The organism is Thiomicrolovo sp. ZZH C-3 (assembly GCF_054862725.1).
In genome coordinates this window covers 735,610-755,237 of sequence record NZ_JBTKXX010000001.1, presented here as the reverse complement: position 1 = coordinate 755,237, position 19,628 = coordinate 735,610, and the positions used below count along the sequence as shown (strand labels likewise).

17 protein-coding genes are annotated in these 19,628 nt (G+C 59.5%); 5 read left to right on the top strand and 12 right to left on the bottom strand.

The window, feature by feature from the left end:
- Nucleotides 1–36: 36 nt before the first annotated feature.
- The 9 genes from ACXWTF_RS03820 to ACXWTF_RS03780 form a co-directional block, all read right to left on the bottom strand.
- Nucleotides 37–1,770, bottom strand: coding sequence for a protein kinase domain-containing protein (locus tag ACXWTF_RS03820; protein WP_461713685.1), 1,734 nt, complete (start codon nt 1,768–1,770; stop codon nt 37–39).
- 70 nt (nt 1,771–1,840) lie between these two features.
- Entirely contained in the window at nt 1,841–2,281 is a 441-nt protein-coding gene (gene cynS / locus ACXWTF_RS03815; RefSeq protein WP_461713684.1) for a cyanase, read from the bottom strand.
- Between the two features lie 56 nt (nt 2,282–2,337).
- On the bottom strand, nt 2,338–3,150 hold the full coding sequence (locus ACXWTF_RS03810; protein WP_461713683.1) for a formate/nitrite transporter family protein: 813 nt from the start codon (nt 3,148–3,150) through the stop codon (nt 2,338–2,340).
- A gap of 406 nt (nt 3,151–3,556) precedes the next feature.
- On the bottom strand, nt 3,557–5,476 hold the full coding sequence (locus tag ACXWTF_RS03805) for a ferredoxin--nitrite reductase (protein WP_461713682.1): 1,920 nt from the start codon (nt 5,474–5,476) through the stop codon (nt 3,557–3,559).
- The gene (cobA, locus tag ACXWTF_RS03800; protein WP_461713681.1) at nt 5,448–6,746 is read right to left on the bottom strand and encodes a uroporphyrinogen-III C-methyltransferase; all 1,299 of its coding nucleotides are present in this window, start codon (nt 6,744–6,746) and stop codon (nt 5,448–5,450) included. The genes ACXWTF_RS03805 and cobA overlap by 29 nt, the downstream gene beginning before the upstream one ends.
- Before the next feature lie 95 nt (nt 6,747–6,841).
- Entirely contained in the window at nt 6,842–8,065 is a 1,224-nt protein-coding gene (locus tag ACXWTF_RS03795) for a hypothetical protein (protein WP_461713680.1), read from the bottom strand.
- A 159-nt stretch (nt 8,066–8,224) separates the two neighbouring features.
- Nucleotides 8,225–9,016 (bottom strand): ABC transporter ATP-binding protein, encoded by a 792-nt coding sequence (locus tag ACXWTF_RS03790; RefSeq protein ID WP_461713679.1) that lies wholly within the window; start codon nt 9,014–9,016, stop codon nt 8,225–8,227.
- A 10-nt stretch (nt 9,017–9,026) separates the two neighbouring features.
- Complete coding sequence (gene ntrB / locus ACXWTF_RS03785; RefSeq protein WP_461713678.1) at nt 9,027–9,833, bottom strand: nitrate ABC transporter permease; 807 nt, start codon at nt 9,831–9,833, stop codon at nt 9,027–9,029.
- Between the two features lie 37 nt (nt 9,834–9,870).
- Entirely contained in the window at nt 9,871–11,271 is a 1,401-nt protein-coding gene (locus ACXWTF_RS03780; protein WP_461713677.1) for a CmpA/NrtA family ABC transporter substrate-binding protein, read from the bottom strand.
- Between the two features lie 186 nt (nt 11,272–11,457).
- Between ACXWTF_RS03780 and ACXWTF_RS03775 the strand changes: the two genes are divergently transcribed.
- Entirely contained in the window at nt 11,458–13,470 is a 2,013-nt protein-coding gene (locus ACXWTF_RS03775) for a molybdopterin oxidoreductase family protein (protein ID WP_461713676.1), read from the top strand.
- A gap of 57 nt (nt 13,471–13,527) precedes the next feature.
- Here ACXWTF_RS03775 and ACXWTF_RS03770 read toward each other — a convergent pair whose 3' ends face one another.
- The 3 genes from ACXWTF_RS03770 to ACXWTF_RS03760 form a co-directional block, all read right to left on the bottom strand.
- On the bottom strand, nt 13,528–13,917 hold the full coding sequence (locus tag ACXWTF_RS03770) for a carboxymuconolactone decarboxylase family protein (RefSeq protein ID WP_461713675.1): 390 nt from the start codon (nt 13,915–13,917) through the stop codon (nt 13,528–13,530).
- Nucleotides 13,918–13,987: 70 nt separating this feature from the next.
- Entirely contained in the window at nt 13,988–14,218 is a 231-nt protein-coding gene (locus ACXWTF_RS03765; RefSeq protein ID WP_461713674.1) for a hypothetical protein, read from the bottom strand.
- A gap of 173 nt (nt 14,219–14,391) precedes the next feature.
- Nucleotides 14,392–15,015 (bottom strand): hypothetical protein, encoded by a 624-nt coding sequence (locus ACXWTF_RS03760; RefSeq protein ID WP_461713673.1) that lies wholly within the window; start codon nt 15,013–15,015, stop codon nt 14,392–14,394.
- Nucleotides 15,016–15,198: 183 nt separating this feature from the next.
- Here ACXWTF_RS03760 and ACXWTF_RS03755 point away from each other — a divergent pair, with 183 nt between their 5' ends.
- The 4 genes from ACXWTF_RS03755 (at nt 15,199) to ACXWTF_RS03740 (ending at nt 19,533) form a co-directional block, all read left to right on the top strand.
- Complete coding sequence (locus ACXWTF_RS03755) at nt 15,199–16,050, top strand: DMT family transporter (protein ID WP_461713672.1); 852 nt, start codon at nt 15,199–15,201, stop codon at nt 16,048–16,050.
- Between the two features lie 126 nt (nt 16,051–16,176).
- Entirely contained in the window at nt 16,177–17,046 is an 870-nt protein-coding gene (locus ACXWTF_RS03750) for a hypothetical protein (RefSeq protein WP_461713671.1), read from the top strand.
- Between the two features lie 11 nt (nt 17,047–17,057).
- Complete coding sequence (locus tag ACXWTF_RS03745) at nt 17,058–18,005, top strand: YbgA family protein (protein WP_461713670.1); 948 nt, start codon at nt 17,058–17,060, stop codon at nt 18,003–18,005.
- A 61-nt stretch (nt 18,006–18,066) separates the two neighbouring features.
- Nucleotides 18,067–19,533 carry an SDR family oxidoreductase gene (locus ACXWTF_RS03740; protein ID WP_461713669.1) on the top strand — a complete coding sequence of 489 codons (1,467 nt, stop codon included), beginning with the start codon at nt 18,067–18,069 and terminating at the stop codon, nt 19,531–19,533.
- Nucleotides 19,534–19,628: the final 95 nt, after the last annotated feature.

The window sequence follows — 19,628 nt, the reverse complement described above, 5'->3', positions numbered from 1 at the left end:
CGTGGGCGGAACTCCCCAGAAGTACCCTAGTGGCCTTCACCCGCCCAGGCACTGCGCCGCCACCATGACGAGGGCGAATCCGAGCAGGAGGGAAAGCCCCTGCCAGAAACGGACGGGATCGCGTTCAATCAGCGGCGGTCTGCTTTTATTCAAAAAGGCCCGGTTGGGATGGCGCAGGTCGTAGACGAACTCGGCGACATCCTCGTAGCGGCGCTCCGGGTCCGGGTCGAGCGCCTTGCGCAGCGCTTCGTCAAACCAGACCGGCACGCCGCTTCCCTCGGTCGCGAGCGGAACGTATTTGAGCTTCTTCTGCTCGGAGCGCTGTTTGGTCCGCGCCACGTTGAGTCCGTAGGGGGAGCTGCCCGAGAGCATCCGGTAGAGGATCGCCGCCAGCGAATAGAGGTCCGAACGCGGTGTGCCTGCGCCGCCCAGGAAATACTCCGGGGCCGAGTAATGCGCCGTACCGGGCATCTGCGTCCCTTCGCGCTCCGGTACCGTCTCCTGGATTCCCTCGATCTTTACCGACCCGAAATCAATGATCTTGAGGGTCCCCGTGGCGTCGATCAGGATGTTTTCCGGGCGCAGATCCTGGTGCACCATCTCGCGGCGGTGCAGCGCGAGCAGCCCCCGCGCGATCTGTTCGGCAAAGCGCCGGACCGTCTCAAGGTCGGGACGGGGGTTGTCCGTCATCCATTGCGCCAGCGACTGCCCCTCCACATACTCGGTCACGGTGTAGAGGTAGGCACGCGGGCGCTGCTGCGGGTAGGCCTTGAGCAGATGGGCGTTGCTGACCCGGCGGGCGATCCACTCCTCGGTCAGGAACCGCTCCACCTGCGTGCGGTCGTGCTGCAGCTCCGTCGCGAGGGTCTTGAGTACCACGGGTGCCTCGGTCTGCGTATCGACGGCGAGGTAGACATGGCTGCGGCTTGTCCTGCTGAGCGTACGGACGATACGGTAGCCGTCAAACTCCGAGCGGGGTTCGAGCAGCGGCGCGAAGGGCTTTTCGATCACCTCCTTGTAGCGCTCGTCGATCGCCTGTTCCGGCAGGGCGTCAATGCGCAGGAGCATCAGCGTCAGGTTGTCCTCGCTGCCGTTTTCCAGTGCCCGGTTGACCAGTGCCTCCGCCGCAGCGTCGTAATCGTCGCCGCACCCCTGCAGCGTTTGCAGGATATCCTCGTCACGGATATGCTCGTAGACCCCGTCGGTCATCAGGAAAAAGACATCCCCCGCTTCCGCACTCAGCACGGCATGGTCGATCATGAGCTGCGAGTCCATTCCCATCGCCCGGCTGAGATAGCTCTCGTTCTGCGAGATCCGCAGGCGGTGATCCTCGGTCTGCTGCTCCAGTACCCCGTCGCGGAGCCGGTAGATCCGCGCGTCGCCGATATGAAAAAGGTGCACGCTTCGCCCCCGCAGCACCAGTGCGCTGAAAGTGCAGACGTACCCTTTGTCCATATCGAAACGCTCCGGCCCCCGCCTGGTCTGGGCGTAAAGCCAGGAGTTCGTCGCCTTGAGCACCTGCCGGGCCGCCCGGCCGACCGACCAGGTCTCCGGGGTGCTGAAGTAATCCTCCAGAAAGGAGACGACGGCGACCTGGCTGGCGATCTGGCTCACCTCGCTGCTGCTGATGCCATCGGCCAGCGCCGCGGCCGCGCCCTTGGTGCAGAGCAGCGTGTCGTCGGGGATGCGCAGATCGTGAAAGTCCTGGTTCAGGGGTTTGCGCCCTTTGTCGGTGTGGCTGCCGACGGTGAGTTTCACGGCTGTATTCATCGCTTGATCATCTTTGTCAGACTCCTTTTGAACACGGCCGCCACCGCGGCAGTGCTCAAAAAAAGTCGTGTTACCACGACTTGTAGGGCAGGAATTTGCCGTTCATGGTGATCACGACGCGGTCACCCGCCGGATTCTCCTCTTTGTCGATGTCCATGGAGAAATCGATCGCACTCATAATGCCGTCGCCGAACTTCTCGCCGACGATCTCCTTGATCGTTTCGCCGTAGACGCCGACGACTTCATAGAGGCGGTAGATGAGCGGGTCGGTCGGAACGGTCTGATCCCACTTTTTGTTCGGGAACTCCTGCAGCGCTTCGGAGACCGCGGCATCCAGCCCCAGGACTTCACACAGTTTGTCTGCCGGCTCGGGCTTCAGGCTGTTCATGCCGAGGCACGCCGAAGTCAGGAACACGGAACCGAGACCGACCTGCTCCGAGATCGCCTCCCAGCCCAGACCGCTGCTTTTTTTCGCCGCCATAATCGTTTCAGTCATTTCAAGCTTTGTCATAAAAAATATTTCCTTTTTGTTATTGAATGGATACGGCCGGAGCCGCAAGTGCCGGGTTACCCCAGCGTACGTTTCGGGCTTGTTCTGACGTGTGTCGCGTAGAGCGTCAGACCCGTAAACGCCAGACCGCCGACCAGGTTACCCAGTGCAACCGGAACCTCGTTCCAGAGGATGTAGTCAGAGATGGTGAAGTTACCGCCCATGATCAGGGAGAACGGGAACAGGAACATGTTGACGATGGAGTGCTCGAAGCCCATGAAGAAGAAGAGCATAACCGGCATCCACATCGCCAGGAACTTGCCGCTGACCGTCGTGGAGATCATCGCGCCGACGACACCCATGGAGACCATCCAGTTACAGAGCATCCCGCGGACAAAAACCGTAAACCAGCCGGAAACACCGTGGGACTGGTACCCCAGCGTACGCGCTTCACCGATGCCCGCCACTTTCTTGGCGATCTCGCCGCCGTCCGTGTCAAAACCGTATGTAAAAATAAAGGCCATCATAAACGCGACCGTCAGGGCGCCCATCAGGTTCCCCAGTGCCACAAAGCCCCAGTTACGCAGTATCTGGGCAACCGAAACGCCCGGACGTTTATCCAGCCATGCCAGCGGGACGAGAACGAAAACACCTGTGAGCAGGTCAAAGCTCATGAGGTAGAGCATAATGAAGCCGACCGGGAAGAGCATCGCGCCGACCAGCGGTGAGCCAGTTTTCATTGCGACCGTGACGGCGAAGACCGCTGCCAGTGCCAGGATAGCCCCCGCCATATAGGCGCGGATGAGGGTGTCCTTTGTGGACATATAGACTTTCGATTCTCCCGAATCGACCATTTTTGTTACAAATTCGCTTGGAGCCAAATAGGCCATTGGATATCTCCTTATCGTGTTGTTGATCGAAGCCGCTTCCCGACGCTGCTGCCCTTCACGGAGAGCGGCATCGGCAAGGGCGTGGTCCTTCTGTCCAGCGGTGCTGTAAGCGCTACCACGGTCCGATCAACCTGGAAAATTCTAGCGCTTATATTTTGTTCTTGGTAGCAGAAAATTGTATGTATTTTATACACAAATCTTATTATTTTCTGAACACTAAAACTGTTTACGATGGAGCATATTGATTAAAAATAGAACTTAACAGCTTTTTCACAAAATGTTTTTGCGGTCAGTCGAGTACAACGATTTGGCGGCAGTGCCACCGCATATCGGTAAGCAGTCACACCCTCTTTTTTATGGAATCGCCCGGGGAGAGGGGCACGCTGTACAGGAAGGTTTCAGCGTTTTATGCCTGGGAGAGTGCCACGAAGCCGTTGACTTCCGTAAAGGCTTTGGCGCGGAGGTTGGTATTGGGCTCGAGCATCTTTACAACCATCCGGGCCAGGTTGGCGTCGATGCCGGGGCGGTCGAGCGGTGTCATATCCAGCCGTTCCCCTTCCGAGGGCATATAGTGCGCCTGCAGCGGGTAGGCCGTTTCGCCCGTCAGTTTCTTATAGAGCCGGCAACCGAAATCGAAGAGCTCGAACGATTCGTTCCGGCCGCTTTTCGCACCCGTTTCGAATCCGAATTCAAGCGCAATCGTCTTGTCGCGCAGGTAGGCCTGCAGCTGCATGATAAAGCCGATCGCCGCGGGCGAGTAGTGGGCCAGCACCCGGTCGTGGAACTGTCCGAAGCTCTCCCCCGCGTTGCGCAGGCGGCGGTACTCGCGCATCAGTGACTCGACGTGGTAGCGCGCGATCCGAAGCGGCACGGATTTCATGACGCTGTACCCCTCCTGCCCTTCGGAAGTGAGTTTGCCCCCGAGGGTGATGTGCACCCCGTGCTCCGTCTCGCCGTTCACCTTGGCCTTGCACCCCTCGAAACCGACGTCACCGACCCCGTGCAGGCCGCACCCTTTGACACAGCCCGACCAGTGCATCCGCACGCGGCCGCCCTCCAGCGGCACCGCGCGGCTCAGATACTCGGCCATCTCGATGGCATCGGGTTTGTTCGGAATGACGCCGAAGGGGCAGTGCTCCTCGCCGGCGCAGGCGATCAGGTGGTTGAAATAGGGGCTGGATACGCTCTGATAGGTCCCGAAAAACGGCGTCTCCATCAGGGCCTCGTAGCGCACGGCATCCACCCCGAGGAGGTAGAGGCTCTGTTCGATGTCGAGGCGCACACGCCCGTCGCCGAACGTCTCCGCCGCCTCCGCCGCGGCGACAAGGTCGCTGCCGCTGAAGACGCCGGAGGGGACGACGGCATGGACGGCGAAGGTGCCGTTGTTCAGCTGGACCCGCCCCTGATCAGAGTCATTGTTGTCAAGCTGGGTCAGCGTCTCCCCGGCCGTGGCGAAGTCGATGCCCGCCTTTTCACGGATGGCCGCGGCGAGGGCCTCCATCCCCACCGCCTCGATCAGGAAGTGCAGCCGGTTCTTGTTGCGGTTGTCCCGGAAGCCGTAATCGCGGTAGAGCTCGATCAGGGCCCGGAACATCGCCACGGCTTCCGCCTCGTCGCGCACGAAGATATCGGCGTTGCGCGCGATCACCCCGACCCGTCCGCCGAGGTAGACGTTGTAGCCGTAAACACCCTCTTTTTGCGCCAGCACGAAGCCGCAGTCCTGCCCGAAGATGTTGCAGCGGTTGGCGAGCGACCCGCAAACCCCCGTGTTGAACTTGCGCGGCAGGGCGCTGACCCACTCCCAGTGCCCCAGGAAAAGCTCTTGCAGCTTTTGCAGCAGCCCCTGGGATGGCAGGATATTGTCGAAGGCCACCCCGTCGAGAGGGTCGTTGACCATGTTGCGGAAGTTGTCGACCCCCGTATGGAAGGTCGTCAGACCCACGTTTTCAAGGCGCTCTAGGATCTCCGGCATCGCTTCGATGCTCAGGTAGCGCAGTACGATCTGGGCCCGGGTCGAAATGTCCATGTAGTCCTGGCCATACTCCTTGGCGATCTCGCCGACGGTGCGCGCCTGGGCCGCATCCAGCTGGCCGCCGGGAATGCGCACCCGCATCATGAAACGCTCCGGGGTCATCGGGCGGTCGAAAATGCCGAAGCACTTCAGGAAGTAGCCCAGGTCCTCCTTGGGGATGCTGCCGTAGCCCGCTTTGGCGTACTCGGCGATCTGCTCGAACGCCTCTTTGGGGGTTTTGAGCGCCTTGGTCTGCTCGACCTTGTTCGTTTTGGTGTTCCGGGCTTCAGAGGCCGCTTGCAATACGCTGATCATGGCACGCCCCTTCGTTGATGTACTGCGGCAGCACCGCGTGCAGGTTGACGACGTCACCGAAGACGATGATCGCGGGGCGCGGGGCGTTTGCGGCCACCGTCGGCAGCCCTTCAAGCGTGGTGATGAAGCGCTGCTGGTCCGGCCGGGAGGCGTTGGAGATGACGGCGCAGGGCATCGCTGTTTCCGCGCCGGCCTCCAGCGCCTTCTCCACGATCTCTTTGGCGCGCGAGACCCCCATCAGGACGATGGTCGTATGGTTTTTCAGCTTCAGCAGATCGATCCACTCCGTGTTGATGCGGTTACCCGCCAGGTGCGCGGAGACGATGGAGAGGTTCGCCGCGTACCCGCGCGCCGTCGGGGCGATCCCTGCGGCGAGCGGTCCGGCGACGGCCGAAGAGATCCCCGGCACGACTTCGACGCGGATTCCTTCCGCGACAAGCGCCTGCGCCTCTTCCGCCCCGCGCCCGAAAATGTAGGGGTCCCCCGCTTTGAGGCGCGCGACCTCCAGCCCCTTCTGCGCATACTCGATCAGGAGGGCGTTGATCTTCTCCTGCTTGATGCTGTGGTGCCCCTTGCGTTTGCCGACGTGGATGACCATCGTCGCTTTGGGGATGAGCGCCTTGATCTCCTCGCTGACGAGGTGGTCAACGAAGACGACGTCGGCTTCCGTGATAAGGCGGTACGCTTTGAGTGTCAGCAGGTCCACGTCCCCCGTGCCGCAGCCGACAAGGTGTACCCGTCCGAGACGGCGGTTCGCTTCGGCCTTCAGCGCCCCCGGACGGATCTGCCCGGCGAGGCGTTCGCGCATCGCCTTCCGGCCCAGTGCGGCCATCGACGCGGGCAGCATCCGGGCGATCTTGTCGCGAATGGCCTGGGCCACTGCCGGCGAGCCCCCGCCGGAACTCACCGCGATCTTGACCGGCCCCTGCTCGACCAGTGCGGCAAAGAAGAAGTCGCACTGTTCCGGAACGTCGACGACGTTGAGCAGGAAACGCTGCCGCTGCTTCAGTGCCGTCAGCATCGCCGTGACCCCGGGGTTGCCGGTGGCGTCGATGATGATGCCGTACTCCCGGCAATCCTCCTCCGTCACCGGGCGTTCACACGCCTCCGGGACAAGGGTACGCATCGGCTCGCTGCACAGCGCGGCGATAACGTCGAAATCGATCTGGTTGCGGCGCATTACCTGCGCCTTTTGCAGGGCAACCGGCCCGCCGCCTATCAGCAGTATCTTCGGGTTGTGCAGCACAACGGGAAGGGTAATTCTTTGCATCATGAATCCTTCGTATGTTTTTTAATGCGCCTTCGGTGGTGAAGAAGCGTCAAAAAACATGACCGTCCCCGGCGGCCGGACCGGCCGCACGAACTTTATTTGACCATAAACTTGTAATCGAGCTGGGCCCAGACTTTGGTCACGTCGTTACCGGTGTCGCCCTTGGAATAGAAGGCCGCCTTGGCCAGGAACGCAAGGTCCTTGACGCCCGGAACCTTGTTGGCGTAGAGCACGTCAAACTCGCTGCCGAGGTCCTTGTTTGCGCCGGAGAGCGCGTCAAACTTGTGGTAGACCCCCAGCACCTTCCCGAAGCCCGGGGCTGCGTACCCCAGTTTGCCGCTCAGGTCCGCCAGACCGTCGTTGTTGCTGCCTGCCGTACGCCCCAGAAAGACGTCCGCCCACCCCTGGAACTTGTGCAGGGTCGCCAGCGGAGTCGTGAAGCCCTTGGTGCTGTTGCTCTCGGCGTCGCCGAGCACCTCGTACTCCGCCCCGACAATGAGGCCGGAGATGTTCGCGCCCAGGGCGATGTCGTAGTAGGCCGCGTCGATCTCCGGCGCATCATCGAGGGCGTACGTCAGCGACGCGTCATTCTGTTTGGCATAGGAAGCCGCATAGTTCAGCGTCACACCGTCCAGGGCGATATCGCCGGCAATGCGCAGGCCGTAGGTGTCATGAATATCCGCAAGCATATAGCCGAATCCCGTGACGGAGAGCGCCTTGCCCGCCGTGTATGTCGCGTGCAGGAGCAGTGAGCCCGTGTCCGTCGTCGGGTTGGCGTTGACACCCTGGTAGCCATAGATCCACGACCCCATCAGGGAGAGGCCGTCGATGGAACCGTTACTCAGTGTCACCGTATCGTAGGCACGCTCCATCTGGCGCCAGCCGACGGTCCCCACGAAGCGCTGGTCGTCGAGGTTGACGAAGGAGCGCCCCGCGAGCAGGGTCGTGTCCGCCGCCGTATAAGCCAGGTAACCCTCGGTCAGGATCGCCTGCTGCGGGTCGAGGATCAGGTCATAGGTCGCATCCTGCGGCGCGTAGTCGTTGTAGCCGAAGTTGTTGACCGAGGTCATTCCCACTTTGGCACTGAGACCTTCAAGGCCGAGGAGGGTCCCTTCGACCGCGAGGCGTGTACGGGCCGTGAAAGCGTTGGCCGTATCGAGGCCGTTATCCTTCACGTCCGCCATCTCGTAGCGCGGGCGGATCTCCCCGCTCATCTTCATACCGTCCAGGAGGACGATCTCTTCCGCCGCGGTTGCGGCCACACTGAAACTTCCCACAATAACCGGCACGGCGGCCAGCGACATCATCCACTTCTTCATTCAATTTATCCTTTTACAATCTCCGAGGCGGCACCTCTGGAGAGCCCCGCATGATGCGTCGGGACTCCCCACAGATACCGGCGATCTTTTGCACCGGAATGCCGGGGGAATACCTCCCCTGCTCCGGCAGAAACACACTATGACCGGTTGTTCACTTCGTTATTCGTCATCCTTGGCGAACTTCTCGTAGAGGAAACTGAGGATCGCTTCGCGGCAGCGGACGTACTCAGGGTCATGCTGCAGCGCCACACGGTCGCGCGGGCGCTCCAGGTTCACCTCGAGGATCTCCCCCACCGTCGCCTCGGGGCCGTTGGTCATCATGATGACCCGGTCGCTGAGCAGCACCGCTTCATCCACGTCGTGCGTAATGATGATAACGGTGTTCTGCACCTTCTCCTGGATACGCATCAGGTGCTCCTGGAGGTTGGCGCGCGTCAGCGAGTCAAGGGCGCCGAAGGGTTCGTCCATCAGCAGGACCTCGGGCTTGATGGAGAGCGCGCGGGCGATCCCCACGCGCTGCTTCATCCCCCCGCTGATCTCGCCGGGGTACTTGTCCTTGGCGTGGTCGAGGTTGACCATGCTGACGAACTTCATGACGCGTGCTGCTAGCGCCTGCTTGTTCAGTTCCGGCATCACCTTCTTGACGGCCATCTCGATGTTCTGGTAGACCGTCAGCCACGGCAGCAGCGAGTGGTTCTGGAAGACAACGGCGCGCTCGGGGCCCGGGCCGCCGATCTCCTTGTTGTTCAGGAAGATCCCGCCGGCCGTGTTGAGGTCGAGCCCGGCGATCATGTTGAGCAGCGTCGATTTTCCGCAGCCCGAATGTCCGATGATCGAGATGATCTCGTTCTTTTTAATCTCCAGGTCGACGTCCCGGACCGCTACGTACTCCTTCCCGCCCGGGAGCGGGAACACCTTGTCGACATGTTCCAGTGAGAGAAATTTACCCATGCTGTCCTCCTTAGGCGCGTTTTCGGTAGTCGAAGAAATCGGCGATCTTGCCCATGATGACGTCGAGGATATACCCCACGACACCGACAATGATGATCCCGATAATGATGTTCGGGTAGTTCAGATTGTTGTACTCATCCCAGATCCAGAACCCGATACCGATCCCGCCGGTAAGCATCTCCGCCGCAACGATGACGAGCCAGGCGATCCCCAGGCTCAGCCGCATCCCCGTAAAGATGTACGGCACCGCGACGGGCAGGATAATCTTGCGGATCGTCTCGAAGGGGGTGAACTGCAGCACCTTCGCAACGTTGAGGTAATCCTGGTTGACACTGCGTACCCCCAGGGCCGTATTGATGATGATCGGCCAGATGGAGGTGATAAAGATCGTTGCGACCGCCGTCAGGTTGATATCCTGGAAGACCATCAGCAGCAGCGGCAGCCACGCCAGCGGCGAGACCGGCTTGAGGATCTGAATATAGGGGTTGAGCGCCAGCATAAAGCTTTTGCTCATCCCGATCAGCAGCCCCACCGGGATCCCCACGAGGATCGCCAGCGCGAAGCCCCCGAAGACCCGGCCGAGGGAGTTGGTGATCTGCCAGGCGATCCCTTTGTCATCCTCGTTCTCGACGTAGAACGGATCGGAGAGCACCCCCTCGATCTCGTCGCCGTCGGCATTGATTCCCCCGAAGGCCGCCACCCATGTATTGTGGGGCGTCGGGAACTCTTCGACATTGTTGGCCACCAGTTGCCAGCCCGCCAGCACGACGAACAGCACCATCAGCGGCAGCGCGGTTTTCTTGATAATTTCCTGCATCATGTTTTCCTGGTTTCAGCCGCGAAGGGCCGAAGATTTATTTCGTGACGTATTTGGGGTCGGCACAGCCGGCAGGGCCGTAGGGGCAGACGTAGTCGGGCTGGGCCGTCTTGAGGCTTCCCTCCCAGGCGTTGGCCGCTTTGAGGTCCGCCTCGCTCACGAGCGGGTTCGTCACCTTGAAGCTGTAGATATACTCAACCGCTTTGTTCGGGTCGTAGACCTTGCCGTCCATAAACATGTTGTACTTGTCCACGCCGTCTTTCTTCCACGGGCTCGGCGGCAGCGCATACCCCACCTCTTTGGCCGCGATCTCAAAGAGGTCCGGGCGGTAGGTCTTCTCGATGACCGCTTTCATATCGACGGGCTTGTCGAGCTGACCCCAGCGGTACATCTGCGTGATGAACCACATGCCGTGACTGTAAAAGGGGTACGCCGCGTAGTAGTTGGCGAAGACGTTGAACATCGGGTTGGGCTCGGAGTCCTGCCCTTTGAGGTACTGGAAGGTCCCCGTCATGGACTTTTCAAGCACCGAGACCGGCGCTTTGACGTAGTTGGGCTTGCTGAGGATCTTCGCCGCCTCTTTGCGGTGTTCCCAGCTTTCATCCAGCCACATCTGCGCCTCGATGATCGCCTTCATGACCGCCTTGGTCGTTTCGGGGTTCTTTTCGACAAAGTCCGCCCGGGCCTGGAGCACCTTCTCGGGATTGTTGTTCCAGATGTCGTAGTTGGTGACGAGGGTCGAGCCCTTCTTCTTCAGGACGATCCGTTCGTTCCACGGCTCCCCGACGCAGTACCCTTCGATGTTGCCGGCGATCAGGTTGCTGGGCATCGTCGGCGGCGGAAAGGGTTTGATCGTCGCGTCGCGGTCGGGCTCAATGCCCGAGGATGCCATCCAGTAGCGCAGCTCGTAGTTGTGCGTCGAGACCGGGTGGACCATGCCGAAACTGAGCGGCTGGTATTTGCCACCCTCTTTTTGATGCTTGGCGTCAATATACTTTTTCAGCGACTCGGAACCGAGCGGACGTGTCTTCTCGTCCATACCGTAGGTTTTCATCTTCTTGATAATGTTGTTGCCGAACGTGATGCCGTTGCCGTTGAAGTCGAGGCTCAGCAGCGCCTGGAGGTTTGCATCACCGTTGATGCCCAGCGTCGCCGCAATCGGCATCCCAGCCAGGGCGTGCGAGAAGTCGTACTCGCCGTTGATCACCTTCTGCTGGATCCCCGGCCAGCCGCCGCCCTCTTTGACGACGTGGACATCCAGGCCGTACTTGTCAAAGAAGCCCTTCTCCTCCGCGATGACGATTGGAGCACAATCCGTCAGCGCAATAAAGCCGATGGTCAGCTTCTTCTTTTCGACGCCTGCCATCAGCGTCGTCGCCGCCAGCCCGAGGGCAAGTCCGGCCAGTGTCAAACCTTTCAATCCAGATGCACTTTTCATTGCTTTAACCTTTATTTTTTTTGAAACTCTGTTTCGGTTGCACCATTATGGCATGGTATAGGGAGGAATTTAACGTATTTTTTGTATGTTTTTTATACAATAGTCTTAATATTTTCTTAGCAAAGAATGTCATAATACGTCAGCAACAATGAAAATACAACCCCTATATATAGAGAAAGGCCTGTTATGAAAATCAAATCCGTCTGCGGATACTGCGGGGTGGGCTGCGGCATCGAATACGACACCCGCCGCCTCGTCGGCGACATCGATTATCCCGTCAACGAAGGGCTCGTCTGCTCCAAGGGGGCCAGCGAGCTTCATACCATCGAGACACCGACCCGGCTGCTGCGCCCCAAACTGCGCAGAGCCTACGAAGACTTTACGGATATCTCCTGGGAGATGGCCATTGAGACGATCGTCCACAACATCCGCTCCACCTCCCCCGAGCGGATCGGCTTCTACCTCTCGGGCCAGATGCTCACCGAGGACTACTACGTCGCCAACAAGCTCGGCAAGGGGTTCCTGGGCACCAACAACGTCGACACCAACTCGCGCACCTGTATGGCCAGCGCCGTCGTCGCCCACAAGAAGGTCTTCGGCGCCGACTACGTTCCCGTGCGTATGGAGGAGATCGGGCACTGCGACCTGCTGATCATGATCGGTGCGAACCCTGCTGAAGCGCACGTCGTCTTTAACAACAAGATAAAAAAAGCGAAAAAAGAGGGGCTCAAAACCGTTGTCATCGACCCGCGCCGCACGGAAACCGCCGAGCAGGCGGACCTCCACCTCCCCATCCGCGTCGGCACCGACATCGACTTCCTCAGCCTTGTCGCGCGCCGCATCGTCGACGACGGCAAAACTGACGAGGCCTTCCTCGACGCCCACGTCAACGGGTTTGACGCCTATCTTAAAAAGATCAAGAAGATCCCGACCAAGAAGCTGCTCAAACGGTGCGGGCTGGAAGAAGAGGCGTTCGAAGCGTTTATGGAACTCTTTTACGAAAGCGAGAACGTCATCTCCGCCTGGACGATGGGGCTGAACCAAAGCGCACAGGGGGTCGACAAGAACCTCGCGCTCATCAACCTCCACCTGCTCACCGGCAAGATCAACCGTCCCGGCAACGGCCCCTTCTCCCTGACCGGCCAGCCCAACGCCATGGGGGGCCGCGAGGTCGGGGGCCTGGCGACGACCCTCGCCGTGCACCTCGATTTTAACGAGGAGTCCATCGCCAAGGTGAGCGAATTCTGGGGTACGGAGAACATCGCCCCCGCTCCCGGGCTGACAGCCTTCGAGATGATCGAAGCGGCCGAACGGCGCGAACTCGACGTCCTCATCATCTGCCACACCGACCCCGTCTACCACCTCCCCAACCGCAGCCGGGTCGAAGCGGCGCTGAAGAAGGTGCCCTTCATTGTCGAGATCAACGCCTACGATGACAGCGAAACGAAACCCTTTGCCCACCTGCGGCTGCCGGCGGCCCCCTGGGGCGAAAAGGAGGGCACCCAGACCAACATGGACCGCAGCATCACCCGCCAGGAGCGTCTGACCCGCCGCAGCATCGACTGCAAACCCGACTGGGAGATCTTTTCGATGATCGGGCGGGCCATGGGGTTCGTAAGCGCCTTTGACTACCAAAACGCCGAAGCGATCTGGGACGAGTACCGCCGCATGACGGCGCTCAGCCCGAAAGGGCACATGGACATCAGCGGCGTCGACGCCGCCAGCCTCAAAAACGGCGGCCATGTCTGGGGCGAAGGGCTCTTTGACAACAACGAGTTCCTCACCCCCGACGGTCGGGCGAACCTCATCTTCGTGCAGAATGAACGCCGCAGCGAAAACACCTCGCTGGAGTTCCCTTACCTGCTCACGACCGGGCGGACCCGCGACCAGTGGCACAGCGGTACGAAGACCGCCTTCGTCGACCGCCTGCTCAAGCACAAACCGCTGAGCTACATCGAGATCAACAGTGAGGATGCGCAGAACGCGGGCATCGCGGACGGTGACAAGGTCAAGGTGACGACGGCGAGGGGTTCGCTCGTCTTCGAGGCGAAAGTGACAGAAAACATCCGCGAAAAGACCCTCTTCGTCCCCGTCACCGACCGCCGTATCAACTACCTCACCAACGACCTCCTCGACCCGGAGTCCAAAGAGCCCGACTACAACCACAACGCGGCGAAACTGGAGAAGTGGGCGGGGTAATTACCGCTTCAGGGCCTGTCCGAACACGGTTTTGAAGCGCCCGGAATCCTCCACCCGTCAACGATCGACTTGGATGCCCCGTTCGTCAAAAACTTCTTTGGCGGTCGCGAGCCCGTTCAGCGCGGCGGGGAAACCGGCATAGACCGCCATCTGAATCATGATCTCGATGATCTCCTGCGGCGTGCAGCCGACATTGAGCGCACCGTGCACATGGGCCTTTAACTGGGGCGCGGCCGTCCCCATGGCCGTCAGGGCAGCCACCGTGGCGATCTCACGGGAGCGCAGGTCCAACCCGGGACGGCTGTAGATGTCTCCAAAGGGAAACTCCACAAGCAGGTCAGCGAACTCCGGAGCGATTGCACTGAGGGCCTCAATGATCTTATCCCCCTGATCGCCGCCGACCTTGCCCAGCATCTCCCTTCCGATTTCATACCTGTCAGATTTCACTGGTTCATCTCCTTTTTTCCTGGAAGTTTACATTTAAAATGTGAGGCATAAGCCGGTTGCGGGGCTGTGATCACTTTCCATAGTTCTCAAACGACTGTTCCACCCCCATGTGGACCTCATAGTCGACATAGTCGGAGATATGGAGTTCCTCATTCTCGAACGCTTCACGCTTTTTGACCGCGTCCATTGACGGCCAGCTCTCCACCCCGATATAGTCCCACTTCTCATCCGTACTGCTGCAGTCTATCATCGAGACCGCTTTCATCCCCAGGCTGTCGAGGTTCGCCCTGTCCTTAGCCATAAATGCAGCTCTCTCTTCTTCCAAAAGTTCAAAAAACGCTGTTTTCATTTTTGCGAAAAACAGCCTGATGATCGGAGTGTCACTTTTCATGTTTCTTACCTTCCTTCATCTTCTTTTACACAACGTTTAAAATGAGCAATCAAAAAGCCGCCTGCGGGTTTTTGATTGGTCTCCTATGATTTGTTAGGTGCTTTTCTCTGTGGCACAAATACATATACAGTCGCTCCTTCTTTTCCATGTTCTTGCATATGAACTAAATACATATTTTTGTCATTAAGCAATGTGACTTTGTGTGTACCAAGTAATCTTTTTATTTTTTGCATCCATATTGGGATATGTTTTTCATAATATTGATAGTCTGTGCCATTACCTAATGGGTTTTCTGCATGTAAAATCTTTCCACATTTATCGTATATCAATATGAAATCATCTTTCGTCAAATAACCTTCTGTCACATCCATTAAATCATTTACTACACCATCCAGTTTACTTGGTTGTTCGTCAATGGGGCGGGGATAGAAGTCTGGATTTAATTTTTCTATATCACTCAAAATGTATTTAGCATTCCACATCTTCTGTAAATTGTTGACTTTTTTGAGAAAGATTTTTTGATTCGCTACTAATGAACCCAAAGCAATCAATTCTAAAATCTTTCTAATTTGCAAACAGATCAATTCAATGTTAACTACGTTATACATAGCATTTCTTTCACCAGCTAAAAATGATTGAACCACATTTGTTCTTCTGTTAATTTCGTTCATGACATTTGCATATTTTTGTCGTTCTTTATCTTTCATGTCAGCCTCTACACCTAACTATTTATTAGCAAGCAAAAATGTATGTTTATCTATTGGAAACCGGGGTAAATCATACATTTCGTTCAAAAGCCATGATAGCAAAGTAGCAAATAGAAATCATTGAAATCTCACATCGTGCCGTTATCGCAGTATAATTCCCGAAATTTTCTGCAGGGAAAAAAAATGGCGGGTTGGATCGTACTGGCGATGGTGTTGTGGGGCATCGGCTGGCCCGCGCTCAAGGTCGTGACGGATACTGAGGTCCCGGTCGAGACCGTCACCTTTCTGCGCTTCGCCATCATGGCGGTTTCCTTCCTGCCCATCCTCTACTGGCGGCGCAAGCCGCTGCGTCTCAACCGCCGGACGCTGCGCTTCGCCGTTGCCGCAGGCGCGCTCAACGTCGCGTTTATGTACTTCGCCTTCTGGGGAGTACAGACGGGCAGCGCCGGGGCGGGCGGGGTCATCATTACCGTGGCCAGCCCCATCCTCACCGCCCTGCTCGCCCTCCTTGTCTTCCGCACCCGTGTCACCCCGCCGCAGCTGCTCGGCCTGGGCGTCGGGCTGTTCGGCGGGATGCTGATGCTGGAAGTCTGGCACGCCGACCTGCTGCACAGCGGCAACGTCTTCTTTATCGGCAGTGCGCTGGTGTGGGCCGTGCTCACCCTCCTGGGGCAGCAGTCGCATACGGAGATGGAGCCCATCCATTTCAACTTCTGGCTGGCCGTTTTCGCCGTGCCCATCGCGCTCGTTCCGGCGCTGCCCGCCGGGTTAGGCACGGTGCCGGACCAGGAGTGGCGTTTCTGGACGGGGCTGCTCTTTCTGGCCATCATGGGGCAGACGGTGGCGTCGACCATCTTCTTTGTCGCCGCGGGCAAGATCGGCTCGGCCAGGGCCGGCAGCTATATGTTCCTCGTGCCGCTGACCGCCCTGGTGGCCAGTTTCCTGCTGCTTGGGGAACGCCCCTCCTTCTGGCTCGTGGCGGGGGGCGCGGTCAGCACCGCCGCCGTCTACTTCATCAACGCCCGCAAACGCTGAGGCCGCACTGCCCGCGCCCTGCCGGAACAAAAGTCCGGCTAAAGAAGCAACATAGACGCCTGTCGCTTCGCAGAGTTTAAAGAAAGTTGGTATACCCTCCTTTATCTCCCCTGCGAAAGGATGCGGATGCCGGCGCTCTTCCTGCTCTTTGTCATGGTCGCATCCCTCGCCGCGCAGGTACGCCCCTCGCTGCTCGAAAAGATGGTCCAGCCGAAGCTCTCCGTCGAAGCCGTACGGCTTGCCGAAAGCGGCATCGCCGGCTATGACGCCAAGGTAAGCACGGGCAAGTACAACGTCAAAATCAACAACGCCTTCGGCGGGATCAACTATGCGCGGTGGCGTTTCAGCTGGAAAGATGAAGCGTCCCTCCCGTTTTACCGGGGGAAGGCCCCTATCGAACAGATGAACCGGTTCAGGATTTTCGGCAACTTCTTCCGGCGCCTGGACCCGCACTGGAACATGCTCCTCTCCGTGAACATGAACGCCACCTACGAACGTGAGCTCGACGGCAATGCCCTGGGCGGGGGAGTCTTCGGCTTTTTCGCCTATAAGATCGACCATGACCACTCGCTGCAGATGGGGGCCTTCGTCAACTACCACCCCATCACGACCCTCGCCCTCCCCGTCATCGGCTACAGCTACCGTGCCCGTGCCGACGACGGGTTCACCGCCGTCGTCGGTTTCCCGCGCGCCTTTGCCGGGTACCATATCGCCCCCGGCGTTCTGCTGCGGGCCGGCTTCCTCTTTTCGCAGGCCGTCATAAGGCTCGCAGACAACAGCGGCATCGAACCCCGGGGCTACCTGGAGGCCCAGGACTACCAGGTAAGCACCGGGGTGCGCCTGAGCCCCGCGGAGCAGTGGGAGTTCAGCAGCGACCTGCTCTACGCTTTCCGGCGCGAGATCCACCTCTACGACCACGCGGCCGACGCCCTGGAGAGCTACCGCATCAAACCCTCCGCGGGGCTGATGTTCAAACTGACCTATATCTTCCGCTGAAAGGAGCTTCCATGACCCTTGCCGTTTCTGCCTGTCTGCTCGGCGAAAAAGTCCGTTTTGACGGCGGCCACAAGCACTTCCGCTTTCTGACCGAATCGCTCGCGGAGTACGCGACCTTCGTGCCGTTCTGCCCCGAAAACCTCGCCTTCGGCACCCCGCGCCCCTCGATAAGGCTCGTACACGACGAGACCCATACCTACGTCCTCTCGAACAAAACAGGGAAAGATGTCACGGCTGCGCTCGCCGAAAGCGTGCAGACGGAGCTCGGCCGTCTGCGCGGGGCACCGCTCACCGGCATCATCTTCAAGGCCAAATCGCCCAGCTGCGGGTTCGGCAGCGCGAAGATGCATCTGCCCAACGGCCACAGCGACGGCAAGCACGACGGTCTGTTCGTACAGCGATGCAAAGAGGCCTTCCCCCTGCTGCCGATGGAGGAGGAGGCACGGCTGCAGGATGCATGGCTGCGGGAGAACTTTATCATGCAGCTCTTCGCCTACGACGCTTTCGAAAAAATGAAAGCCGAATGCCGGGGCATTCACGACCTCGTCCGCTTCCACACCGTCAACAAGTTTCTGCTGCAGTCCAAGGACGAAACCCGCTACCGGCAGATGGGACGCGTCGTCGCCAACGCCGAGAACAGAACGCCGGCGGAGGTGATGCAGACCTACGAGCACCTCTTCAAAAGCGCCATCGCCGAAAAAAGCTCCCTGCGGCGCACCCGCAACGTCCTCGAGCATATGGCCGGTTTCTTCAAGCGCCTCCTCACCCCCGCCGAAAAAGCGATACTGCATGAGCAGATCGACGACTACGCGGCGAAGGTGCTCACCCTCATGACCCCGGTCAGCACCATCAAATTCCTGGCAATGAAGTACGGGGTAGAGTACCTCCTGGAACAGACCTTCCTCGACCCCTACCCCAAATCCATGGCGCTGCGTTCGCACTTAGAGAGCAGCCGCTGAAACACTGCCCTCAGTCACTTGAAGCCTCCGGTTGATGCCAATCGGTGCTACAATAAATAGTATGAAAACAGATACACCGAACCAGCGTATTCTTCTGACCGGGGCCACGGGGTATATCGGGCGGCGGCTGAAACGGCGGCTGCTGGAAGACCCCGGCGTCTCTTTGCGCCTGCTGGTGCGCAACCCCGACGCCCTTGGAGGCGCGGTACGCGCACGCGCCGAGGTCGTCCGGGGAAGCACTTTCACGCCCGAAGCGCTCGTACAGGCCATGGAGGGGATCGACGTCGCCTACTACCTCATCCACTCCCTGGGCAGCGGTGATTTTGCCGAGAAAGACCGCACCAGCGCCGTCAACTTCCGCGACGCCGCCCTGCAGGCGGGGGTGAAAAAAATCGTCTACCTCGGGGGGCTCGGCGTCAAGGCAACGGGCACGAGCGAACACCTGCTCAGCCGGATCGAGACCGGGGAGCTCCTCTCGGCCCGCCCCGACAGGATCGACGTACTCTGGTTCCGTGCCGGCGTCATCATCGGGTCGGGAAGCGCGAGCTTCGAGATCATCCGGAACCTCATCCAAAAACTCCCGGTCATGATCACACCCAAATGGGTCAGTACCCGCGCCCAGCCCATCGGCGTCAACGACGTCATCGCCTACCTCGACGCCGCCCGCAGCCCCGCGATCACGGGCAGCCGTACGGTCGACATCGGGGCGGAGGTCCTCTCCTACGGGGAGATGATGCGCCTGTGCGCCGGCGTGATGGGGCTGAAGCGCCTGATTTTTCCGGTCCCCTTTCTCTCCGTCACCCTCTCCTCGTACTGGCTGAACCTCTTCACGCCCGTGCCCTACGCCGTGGCGCGTTCCCTGATCGAGGGGCTCGGATCCGAAGTCGTTGTGCAGAACGACAACGCTGCACGGCTCTTCCCGGATATCCAGCCGGCCCCGTTCAAAAGTGCCGTCGCCGGGGCGCTCAAGGAGGCCGAAGAGCAGCAGGTGCTCAGCCGCTGGAGCGACCGCGGCGGCGATGTCTGGGAAACCGACCACGGCCGTTCGATCGCCGACGCCGTTTTCGTCGACCGCAAGACCCTGCCGCTGGGGAACTGTACGGCTCCGGCCCTCTTTAAAAGCGTCTGCGCCATCGGGGGACAGAACGGCTGGTTCGCCTACGACCCGCTGTGGAGACTGCGGGGCTTCTTCGACAAGCTGGCCGGCGGCGCCGGGCTGAACCGGGGCCGCCGATCGCAGAATGAACTCCGCGTCGGCGACAGCCTCGACTTCTGGAAGGTCGTCGATGTCGTCCCGGACGAACGGCTGCTGCTCTTTGCGCAGATGAAACTCCCCGGCAGAGCCTGGCTGGAGTTCAGGATCGACGGCGACCACCTCGTGCAGAGTGCTTACTTCATTCCGAAGGGGGTGTGGGGGCGTCTGTACTGGCACCTGCTCATCCCCCTGCATTTTCTCGTTTTCCGCGATATGATCCTGTCGCTCCACAAGCGTGCCGAAGGCTTTGAAAACGTCCCCCCTGCCTCGTGAGACACGCATCACAGCGCCGCCTGCCTGTGCACTGCCGCATCCAACCCTTTGCGGGTCAGAAGTTCCACTTCCTCTAAGTTTTCGACTGATTTGAC

Bases quoted from the DNA above. Each gene is read 5' to 3' on its own strand.
- ACXWTF_RS03820 (WP_461713685.1), bottom strand. From the start codon at position 1,770: ATGAATACAGCCGTGAAACTCACCGTCGGCAGCCACACCGACAAAGGG.
- cynS (WP_461713684.1), bottom strand. From the start codon at position 2,281: ATGACAAAGCTTGAAATGACTGAAACGATTATGGCGGCGAAAAAAAGC.
- ACXWTF_RS03810 (WP_461713683.1), bottom strand. From the start codon at position 3,150: ATGGCCTATTTGGCTCCAAGCGAATTTGTAACAAAAATGGTCGATTCG.
- ACXWTF_RS03805 (WP_461713682.1), bottom strand. From the start codon at position 5,476: ATGATCAGCGTATTGCAAGCGGCCTCTGAAGCCCGGAACACCAAAACG.
- cobA (WP_461713681.1), bottom strand. From the start codon at position 6,746: ATGCAAAGAATTACCCTTCCCGTTGTGCTGCACAACCCGAAGATACTG.
- ACXWTF_RS03795 (WP_461713680.1), bottom strand. From the start codon at position 8,065: ATGAAGAAGTGGATGATGTCGCTGGCCGCCGTGCCGGTTATTGTGGGA.
- ACXWTF_RS03790 (WP_461713679.1), bottom strand. From the start codon at position 9,016: ATGGGTAAATTTCTCTCACTGGAACATGTCGACAAGGTGTTCCCGCTC.
- ntrB (WP_461713678.1), bottom strand. From the start codon at position 9,833: ATGCAGGAAATTATCAAGAAAACCGCGCTGCCGCTGATGGTGCTGTTC.
- ACXWTF_RS03780 (WP_461713677.1), bottom strand. From the start codon at position 11,271: ATGAAAAGTGCATCTGGATTGAAAGGTTTGACACTGGCCGGACTTGCC.
- ACXWTF_RS03775 (WP_461713676.1), top strand. From the start codon at position 11,458: ATGAAAATCAAATCCGTCTGCGGATACTGCGGGGTGGGCTGCGGCATC.
- ACXWTF_RS03765 (WP_461713674.1), bottom strand. From the start codon at position 14,218: ATGGCTAAGGACAGGGCGAACCTCGACAGCCTGGGGATGAAAGCGGTC.
- ACXWTF_RS03760 (WP_461713673.1), bottom strand. From the start codon at position 15,015: ATGAAAGATAAAGAACGACAAAAATATGCAAATGTCATGAACGAAATT.
- ACXWTF_RS03755 (WP_461713672.1), top strand. From the start codon at position 15,199: ATGGCGGGTTGGATCGTACTGGCGATGGTGTTGTGGGGCATCGGCTGG.
- ACXWTF_RS03750 (WP_461713671.1), top strand. From the start codon at position 16,177: ATGCCGGCGCTCTTCCTGCTCTTTGTCATGGTCGCATCCCTCGCCGCG.
- ACXWTF_RS03745 (WP_461713670.1), top strand. From the start codon at position 17,058: ATGACCCTTGCCGTTTCTGCCTGTCTGCTCGGCGAAAAAGTCCGTTTT.
- ACXWTF_RS03740 (WP_461713669.1), top strand. From the start codon at position 18,067: ATGAAAACAGATACACCGAACCAGCGTATTCTTCTGACCGGGGCCACG.